The organism is Allosphingosinicella sp., from assembly GCF_046295735.1.
GTDB lineage: Bacteria > Pseudomonadota > Alphaproteobacteria > Sphingomonadales > Sphingomonadaceae > Allosphingosinicella.
Map to the genome: position 1 here is coordinate 190,437 of NZ_JBKBMQ010000005.1, position 8,535 is coordinate 198,971.

11 protein-coding genes are annotated in these 8,535 nt (G+C 66.2%); 7 read left to right on the forward strand and 4 right to left on the reverse strand.

What is annotated here, in order from left to right:
• Positions 1-34 precede the first annotated feature (34 nt).
• The 5 genes from ACK4K7_RS06740 (at position 35) to ACK4K7_RS06760 (ending at position 5,371) form a co-directional block, all read left to right on the forward strand.
• Complete coding sequence (locus ACK4K7_RS06740) at positions 35-547, forward strand: phage major tail tube protein (RefSeq protein WP_431864570.1); 513 nt, start codon at positions 35-37, stop codon at positions 545-547.
• A gap of 88 nt (positions 548-635) precedes the next feature.
• Positions 636-959: a phage tail assembly protein gene (locus tag ACK4K7_RS06745; RefSeq protein ID WP_431864571.1), complete on the forward strand. Its 324-nt coding sequence runs from the start codon at positions 636-638 to the stop codon at positions 957-959.
• A gap of 135 nt (positions 960-1,094) precedes the next feature.
• Entirely contained in the window at positions 1,095-3,932 is a 2,838-nt protein-coding gene (locus tag ACK4K7_RS06750; RefSeq protein WP_431864573.1) for a phage tail tape measure protein, read from the forward strand.
• Positions 3,933-3,935: 3 nt separating this feature from the next.
• A complete protein-coding gene (locus tag ACK4K7_RS06755; RefSeq protein ID WP_431864574.1) occupies positions 3,936-4,331 on the forward strand; it encodes a phage tail protein in 396 nt (131 codons plus the stop codon).
• Positions 4,328-5,371 carry a contractile injection system protein, VgrG/Pvc8 family gene (locus ACK4K7_RS06760; RefSeq protein ID WP_431864575.1) on the forward strand — a complete coding sequence of 348 codons (1,044 nt, stop codon included), beginning with the start codon at positions 4,328-4,330 and terminating at the stop codon, positions 5,369-5,371. The genes ACK4K7_RS06755 and ACK4K7_RS06760 overlap by 4 nt, the downstream gene beginning before the upstream one ends.
• Here the strand turns inward: ACK4K7_RS06760 and ACK4K7_RS06765 are convergent.
• The 4 genes from ACK4K7_RS06765 to ACK4K7_RS06780 form a co-directional block, all read right to left on the reverse strand.
• The gene (locus tag ACK4K7_RS06765) at positions 5,368-5,841 is read right to left on the reverse strand and encodes a hypothetical protein (RefSeq protein WP_431864576.1); all 474 of its coding nucleotides are present in this window, start codon (positions 5,839-5,841) and stop codon (positions 5,368-5,370) included. The genes ACK4K7_RS06760 and ACK4K7_RS06765 overlap by 4 nt on opposite strands.
• 103 nt (positions 5,842-5,944) lie before the next feature.
• Positions 5,945-6,757: a hypothetical protein gene (locus tag ACK4K7_RS06770; RefSeq protein ID WP_431864577.1), complete on the reverse strand. Its 813-nt coding sequence runs from the start codon at positions 6,755-6,757 to the stop codon at positions 5,945-5,947.
• 35 nt (positions 6,758-6,792) lie between these two features.
• The gene (locus ACK4K7_RS06775; RefSeq protein ID WP_431864578.1) at positions 6,793-7,368 is read right to left on the reverse strand and encodes an OB-fold protein; all 576 of its coding nucleotides are present in this window, start codon (positions 7,366-7,368) and stop codon (positions 6,793-6,795) included.
• 20 nt (positions 7,369-7,388) lie between these two features.
• Positions 7,389-7,814 carry a helix-turn-helix domain-containing protein gene (locus ACK4K7_RS06780; RefSeq protein WP_431864579.1) on the reverse strand — a complete coding sequence of 142 codons (426 nt, stop codon included), beginning with the start codon at positions 7,812-7,814 and terminating at the stop codon, positions 7,389-7,391.
• A gap of 23 nt (positions 7,815-7,837) precedes the next feature.
• Between ACK4K7_RS06780 and ACK4K7_RS06785 the strand changes: the two genes are divergently transcribed.
• Together ACK4K7_RS06785 and ACK4K7_RS06790 are read left to right on the forward strand one after the other, a co-directional pair.
• Positions 7,838-8,173, forward strand: a complete 336-nt coding sequence (locus ACK4K7_RS06785) for a hypothetical protein (RefSeq protein WP_431864580.1) — start codon at positions 7,838-7,840, stop codon at positions 8,171-8,173.
• 106 nt (positions 8,174-8,279) lie between these two features.
• Positions 8,280-8,535: hypothetical protein (locus tag ACK4K7_RS06790; protein ID WP_431864582.1), on the forward strand; the 256-nt coding region annotated here is incomplete at its 3' end.

Consider the following 8,535-nt stretch of genomic DNA (forward strand, 5'->3'; position numbering starts at 1 on the left):
ACCCCTTCAAGGCCGACACCACAGGAGCTGAATCATGGGCCTGCCCCGCATCCTCAAGCATCAGATGCTCTTCCACAACGGCATCGCTTATGTCGGCGACGTGCCGTCCGTCACCCTTCCCAAGCTCACCCGCAAGCTTGAAGGCTGGCGCGGCGGCGGCATGGACGGGCAGGTCAAGATCGACCTGGGCATGGGCGACGATCTCGACCTGGAATTCACCTCCGGCGGTCCGCTGCGCCAGGCGCTGCGCGAATATGGCGGCAGCCTCACCGGCACCATGCTCCGCTTCGCCGGATCCTACCAGCGCGACGACGACGGCTCGATCGACGCGATCGAGGTCATGGTCCGCGGCCGGTTCGAAGAGATCGACATGGGCGAGGCCAAGCCGGGCGAGGCGGGCGAGTTCAAGTACAAGGTCGCCTGCGCCTTCTACGAGCTGCGCTGGAACGGCGTGGAAGAGATCCACATCGATGTTCCCGGCATGGTGTGCCGCGTCGGCCGCGTCGATCGGCTCGTCGAACATCGCCAGGCGATCGGCCGCTTCTGAGCTCCGGGCCTCCGGGCCCGGCCGGACGGCGCCGGCTTCCTTCCACCGGCGCCGCCCTCCCCCTCTCCACCTCAAAGGGTAGACGTTCATGGACGCCAACACCGCCGATCCCGCCGGCAAGACCGACATCCGGACGATCGATCTCGACACGCCGATCGTGCGGGGCGAGCAGACGATTTCCAAGCTGCAGTTGCGCAAGCCCGATGCCGGCGGCCTGCGCGGCCTGTCGCTTCTGTCGCTGATGCAGATGAACACCGACGAGCTGACCAAGGTGTTGCCCCGCATCACCATACCGACGCTCACCGCCCAGGAATGCAGGGCGATGGATCCCGCCGATCTCGTCCAGTGCGCGGCCGAGGTGTCGGATTTTTTGTTGCCGAAGGCGAAGAAGCCGGTCTCCCAAGAAGCGTAGAGGACGCCCTGGCGGACATCAACGCCGTCTATGGCGGCGGCTGGCCGCCCACCGTCCTCGCCGGGATGCCGGTTTCCGAGCTGATGCGCCACCGCCAGTGCGCGATCGATCGCGCGCCGAAGAAGGACAAGTGATGTGAGCGGGGACAGGAACCTCCGGATCCAGCTTCTCTTCGACGCGATCGACCGCTTTTCGAAGCCGCTGCGAGATCTCGCCACCGGCGCCAACAATGCTGGCAAGGAAGTTCAGGGGACGCGCAAGCGGATCCTCGAGCTCGGCCAGGCGCAGGCCTCGGTCGGCCGGATGCGCGAGTTGCGCGCCGGCCTCACGGAATCGCACGGCAAGCTCGACGAGACCCGGCGCCGCATCCGGGACCTGCGCCGGGAGATGGAGCAGGCCGGCGCGCCGACGAAGAAGCTCGCGCGCGAGCTCGCCGCGGCCGAGCGCGAGGAACAGCGCCTCGTCCGCACCACCCAGCTGCAGGTCGAGCAGCTGCAGAAGCTCACCGCCAAGGCGAGCGCCGCCGGCATCGACGTGAACAACCTCGCCCGCAGCGAGGAACGGCTCGGCCGCGAGCTGGCGGACTCGAACCGGCGCCTCAAGGAACAGGAGGATCGGCTCGAGCGCGTGCAGGGTGCCCGTGATCGATTCGAGAACAGTAAGGAATTTGGTGAGAAGCTGCGCGGGGGTGGTTATCGGGCGATTGGTGCAGGAGTGGCGATCGGCGCACCCTTGGCGGTTGCCACAGCCGGCGCGGCGAGATTCGAATCGCAGCTCACCGACATCGCCCAAAAAGCCGATCTGACGCGGGCGCAGGCAGCTCTCATGGGCCGGGAGTTCGATCGATTAGGTCCCCGAGTAGCCCAGCTTCCGTCGCGTCTTGCTCAGGGTGCCGACGTGTTGATGGGAATGGGTGCAACTCCCCGCCAGGCGATGGAGGCGATTGCGCCAATTGGCATGGCGGCGACCGCCTACAAGGCCGACGTCAACGACTTGGCGACTGCAACTTGGTCCGCTCTCGACAACTTGAAGGTCCCGGCTCGGGAAACAGGTCGGTCACTGGACGTGATGGCACAGGCCGGCAAGGCTGGCGCATTCGAGTTGAAGGACATGGCTCAATACTTCCCGGCGTTGACCGCGTCTGCGAACGCGCTGGGCCAAAGCGGAGTGCCGGCCGTCGCCGATCTGGCTGCCGCGCTTCAGATCACTCGGAAGGGGGCCGGCGACGCGTCCTCCGCCGCTAACAATCTTCAGAACCTCCTCAACAAAATCAACACAAAGCAGACCTCCGACAGCTTTAGGAGGATGGGCATTGATATCGGCGCTGCATTACGGGTCGGGGCTGCCGCCGGTAAATCGCCGATCGAAACGATTGTTGAGCAGACGATCCGCGCCACCAAAGGTGACATGAGAAAGCTAAGTCATCTCTTTACTGACGCTCAAGTCCAAGCCGCCATACGTCCCCTGGTCCAGAATCTCGCGCTGTATCGCGAGATACGCAGCGACGCGCTTGCCGCTCAAGGATCAGTCGAAACTGACTTCAATGAGCGGTTGGGAGATGCTGAGACGAAGCTCGAACGGCTGAAAGCGCGTGGCCAGGTCCTCGGCCACACGATTGGTAACAACCTGTTGCCCCATGCCAAGGACTTGATGGATAAATTGGCGGAGCTGGGTAACCGTGCGGCCGACTGGGCAGAGCGCAATCCCCGGCTGGTCGCGACGCTTGCCGCCACGGCCGCAGTCCTTGCGATCCTTCTCGTCACTATCGGCGCGCTCTCCGTTGCCGTCGGGACGATACTACTTCCGTTTGCCATGCTGCGCTTCGCCATGGTCGTAGGCGGTCCGGCTTTCCTCGCATTCGCGAAGTTCATGCTCGCACCGCTGAAGCTTCTACCAATGCTCGCCAGAGGCATGCTGCTCGTGGGCACGGCCGTCTCTAAGGCCGGCCTGATGATGCTGGCGAACCCGATCGTGCTGCTGATTGCCGCGATTGTCGCCGCGGTCGGTCTGCTCGCTTATGCCGGATATCAAATTTATAAGAATTGGGACGGTATCAAAGCGTGGTTTTCGAACTTCTGGTCCTCGATGGAGGGCACCACGGGTGGTGCAATCGCTAGGATTGGGGCGATTCTCGGGGCCTTCAACCCCATTGGCCTTCTCCTCATGGCAGTCGGCAAAGCACTGTCGGTGCTCCAGGTGCAGTTCCCCGAAAAATTTGCAAGCCTCGGAAGAATGGCGGTGCAGGGACTGATCAACGGGATCAGAGCCATGTTCCCGGGTCTCTCCGCAGTGATGAGCACGCTCAGCCATCTTATGCCCGACGCCGTGAAGAAGGCGCTCGGCATCCGATCCCCGAGCCGCGTCTTCATGGGCATTGGCGGCTTTGTGATGGAGGGACTGGAACGCGGCATCGGCGACGGCGAGGACGGTCCGCTCGCTCGGGTACGCGGCGTAGCCGCCCGCCTCGCCGCCGCATGGTCGCCGCCGGACGATCTCAAGCTAGCGGCGTCGACAGCCCCCTTTCACCTTCCCCCGGCGCAACTCCAGGACGGTGATCGCCGCCTCGAAATACAGGCGCCGATCGTCCGCCTCGCGTCTCCCGCCGCCGCGGTCGGTGCGGAAAGCGGAATTCTCGGCCGCCTCGATGCCTTCCTGCACAACCTGTCGGCGCTCAAGAACGAGGGGCCGCTCGCTCGGGTGGACGGGCTCGCCGCCCGCATGGCCGCGGCGATCGCGGTCGGCTCTGCCGCGCCGGTTGCTGCCGCCGGACCGGTCGCGGCACCGCCTCCGGAAGCGTCCAGGTCGTCCTCGCCACGTCCGCTGCCGCCAATCACGATCAACATCCACGGCGCGCCCGGACAGAGCGAAGCCGATATGGCGCGTCTGATGCGGCAGGAACTCCAGAAGCTGCTGCGCGAGGAGTCCGCCCGGGCCGCGTCCAGCTTCGCCGACGATCCGGATTGGGAGCGCTGATCGATGCTGCTCGCGATCGGCATGTTCGTCTTCGAAGTTCCCACCCTCGCTTATGACGAGCTGCAGCGCCGGCGCGACTGGCGCCACGCCCGCACCAACCGGATCGGCGCCCGCGACGCCAGCCAGTTCGTCGGCCCGGGCGAGGACAGCATCTCGCTTTCCGGCACCGTCTACTCGGAGATCGCGGACGGCCGCGCCTCGCTCGACACCCTGTGCGACATGGCGGGGAGCGGAAATTCATGGCCGCTGGTCGACGCCGGCGGGCGGGTCTGGGGCAGTTTCATCATCACCGGGATAGACGAACGCCAGAAATATTTCCTGCCGGACGGCACGCCGCGCCGGATCGACTTCGGCATCGATCTCGCGCTGGTCGACGACGCGCCGGCGGCGGACGGGTGAGCCGGGCCATGGGCGCGGCCAACATTCTCGATCTGAAGGTGGAGCTGGAGGGGCAGGACCTGACCGGCCGGCTGTTCGAACAGGTGCGCGACATCACCGCGCGCGTCCGCCCCCGCCTGGTTTCCCTGTCGATCACCGACAAGCGCGCCGGCGAGGCCGATCAGCTCGACCTGGTCCTGGACGATTCGGACGGGAAGATGGCGCTGCCGCGCGAGGGCGCGCGCCTGCGCGTCTGGCTTGGCTGGAAGCAGGGCAAGGACGTCACGCCCGGCCTGGTCGACAAGGGCAGCTTCATCGTCGACGAGGTCAGCCACGAAGGCGCGCCCGATCGCATCACCATCCGCGCCCGCTCGGCCGACGTCGCCGGCAGCCTGCGCACCCGGCGGGAGCGGAGCTGGCACGACAGCACCATCGGCGCGATCGTCGCCGACATCGCCCGGCGCAACCGGCTGCGGCCGCAATGCGCCGCGAGCCTGTCCGGGATCCGCGTCGAATTCCAGGCGCAGAGCCGGGAGAGCGACATGGCGCTGCTCCGCCGCCTCGGCCGCGAACATGACGCCGTCGCGACCGTGAAGGACGGCAAGCTCATCTTCGCGCCGATCGGCGCCGGCACCACCGCCGGCGGTCGGCCGATCCCGGCGGGCACCATCCACCGCCGCGCCGGCGATCGCCACTCCTACCAGCTGCGCAAGCGCGAGGAGGCCAAGGGCGTCACCGCCGCCTGGCACGATCGGGACGGCGCCCGGCAGCGCACCGTGACGGTCGGCGAGCAGAGCGGCGCCCGCCGCCTGTCACGCGTCTATGGCAGCGAGGCGGAGGCACGGCGCGCCGCCGGCGCCGCCCGCAGCCGGGCCGCGCGCGGCGAGCGCAAGCTCAGCTTCGATCTCGCGCTCGGCCGCGCCGATCTCTATCCGGAGCGGACGGTCCGCGTTTCCGGCTTCAAGCCGGAGATCGATGCCGTCAGCTGGCTGATCGTGGAGGTCAGCCACAAGGTGGACGGCCAGGGCTTCACCACCAGCCTGCAGATGGAAGGGGTTTAACGCCTCTCCCAAACCAACGTACCCCAGCAAAAGCCGTCTACGGAGGCCAATTTCCCACGCCAGAGAACCCCGTCGGCCTTGGGGACCGGATCCGCACCAGGGTGGAAAAGCCTTGCTTCCACTAGGTGCACATATTCTGGCGGACGGGCCGCGATTTCTGCAGCGTCGCCGTAGAAGGAGCCGCACTGATCGACAAATGAAGCCATGATGTCGGCGGATTCTTCATTATCACGAAAAGACCGGCGCATCATTCTAGAGAACTCGTCGAAATACGTTTTTCCGCCAACCAATATCCCGCTGATGGCAGCGCCGCCGACGAAAAGCGTAACGGGGAATGTCAGCCCTTTGTTTGCGAGGCTCGTCAAACTCGCCAAAAACCAGTCCGTATGCGGTTTCAGGGCCAACCTGTCGTCGCCAATTCCATCCTCCTTCTGGGGTAACTGCTCTGCGGGAGCCTGTTCATCATTCATGTAAAAGTCCCTTCGAATGACTGCAGCGATGATCCGGGTCGATCGCGAAGTTTCGCCGCCATGCCGCTGAAGATCAAGGTCCCGGGGCGAGGTGGCCGGCCGATTAGCTCCTCGCCTCCGGCAACTCGACATCCATCAGAATGCCGGTTTCGATGAAGCCCGTCACGCAGAGCAGCACGCCGGCCTGGGCACCCTCGGCCTGTTCCTTGTAGCGTTGCACCTGGGAGGGACGCTGGTCGCCGTCGAGCACGGTCATCAACGTGTCGAGGGCAACCTTTCGGATGGCATAGGCTCCCTCGCACTTCTGCAGCGTTTCGGCGACCTTGGAGCGGTGGGGTTCTGGCAAGGACGACGGGGTGGACAGCTTCGCGAGCGATGTCTGCGCCGCCGCGCAGGCGCGCTGCGCCGTCCTGGCCAGCCCATAGATCTCGTACACCGAGGCCTCGCCGCTCGCGAATTGGCCGGCGGCCTCACCGGTGGCGCTGTTCGGGCGATCGCAGCGGCCGGCGATCTCCAGCACCTCGGTCCACAATCGCTGCAGGTCCGCCTTCTGCGCGTCGCTGTACGCCTCGGCGGGCGTGTCCTTGGAAGCCTCTGCCCCGGCTGTCGGCACGTCAGGTGAGGCGGCCGCCGTGGCTGGTGCCTCGGCCGCCTCGCTCATCCCGATCGCCGTCACCCCGGCGAGCGCGCCGACCGCGGCGATGCCGACGCGCGCCGGCCGGTCGAGCCGCATGCCGGCGAACGTGGTGCGCAGCGGCGGAGCGACGACGGCCGCCGACGCCACGAACAGGAAGGCGGCCACTCCCTTCCCGTCCGCCGCCGCCGCAAGGGCGATGATCGCGGCGATCGCCACCCATATCCATGCAATCACCGTCAGCACCGGGCTGCCGGCTGCGCTTTCCTGTTGCCCTTCCATGTCCCCCCCCTCGGCTACGCGGCCGCGGTCTCCCCCTACTCCAGGATGTCACAATTGCGCAGCATCGGCGTGCCGATGATTTCGCCAACATCGGTGCACGACAGCCGGATATCTTGCCCGCGCGAGATCGACGCGGCCTGATCCTGGGCGGATGCCGTGAGGTGAGCCTGCGGTCCCATGAACATATTCGTTCCCTCCAGTACCAGGAACGGCTTGTTGCTGACGTCGAGCTGGATGGCGTTGACGGTGCCGGTCACTTCAAGTCGGCGGCCACCATATTGCTGCTGCGCGGCCGCCTCGTTGGCGTCATAAGCCGCGGCAAGCTCCTGCGCGCTCACCTGGATGGCCGCCTCGTTCGACGCCGAGGAACCTCCGCCAGCGCCTTGTTCACCGCCTCCCACGATCATGCCGAGGATGACGAGGATAACGACGATCGCGAGGCAGCCGAGCGCACCCTTCTTCACCGTCGAGCTCTTCTCCGGCGGTATCGGGTGCGCGGTCGTTCCAGGTCCCTGACCGGTCACGAAGTCATAGCCGCAATGCCGGCAGACCTTCGCCTCCGCCTTCACCGTCTCGGCGCAGCGCGGGCACTTCTTCTCGTCTTCGTTCATATTCCCCCCTCTTGGTTGGTTCATTCAGGATGATAGTCCAGCGGCTTGCCGTGCAGCGTCGAGGCCGCCGGCGGCAGCAGCTTCTCGATCATCGTTTCGGCCATCGTCAGGAGCACGGCCCGCATCTCACTGGTGAGCTTCCAATAGGCTGTGAGGAGCCGCGATTCGTCGGCGCCGAGCGAATCGGACCGGCCCCGTTCACCGGTCAGGACATACATCACGTCGACGCCAGCCCTCGCCAGGGCGGCGAGATATTCGGCGTTCGGCTGATTCTTGCCCGTTTCGTAGCGGCTTTGGCTGTCGAGCGTAGCCCCAGCCAACCCACCAAATTCCTTCTGATTCAGGCCGGTACGGTTGCGCTCTTCGCGTAAACGCGTCGCGAATTCTGGAGTTTTCCAGAAACCCGCTTGACTCGTTGGTACTTTTGTCGAAGTGTGGCGCGACATTCTACATTCTAGGCGAAGCCGAGATGGAAGCCGAGTCCCTGTTCCCTCCAATTCGGGAGGAAGACATCCGCCAAGCGAAGGCGCGCATCGTGCTCGAGGGCGAGGACGTCAGCAGCTGGGCGAGAAAGAACGGCTACGATCCGAAGCTCGTCCACCAGGTGCTGAGCGGGACGCGGCAAGCGATCCGGGGCAAGTCGCTCAAGGTGGCCCTCGCTCTCGGCCTGCGCCGGCTTCCCTCCTCTCCCGCGCCCGCGCATCGTGGTGACCTCCGTCCGACATCGCGCAGCTTAACCGATGACGGTCCGCTTGCCTCCGGCAATCGGCGGCGTTTTCTGCCGATCGGGGAGCCGGTCCGTTGACGCGCCCCTCCCCCGCCGTCGCGGCGCTTCGCGCCCGCACCGACGAGGAGGCGATCGCGCGTGCCGCTTCCGCGATCGCGCGCCGCCCGGCGCCCGGGGCGCGGCGATGAGCCGCGACACGTCCGATCTGGCCGAAGCGGCCGCGGCCGTGATCGAGGCCTTCCGACCGCAGCTGCACGCCGGCACGCTGAAGCCCGCACAACACGCCACCCTTCTCCTCCTCGAGCAACGTCTGTTTCCCTTGCAGGAGCCCGGGGAGGGGCAAGCGGGCGGGGGGGGGGGAAACACCTCCCCCCCCGCCACCCCCCACACCAACAGCGCGACCACCCCCCCAACAAACAGAGGGGTCTTTCGCTTCCCCC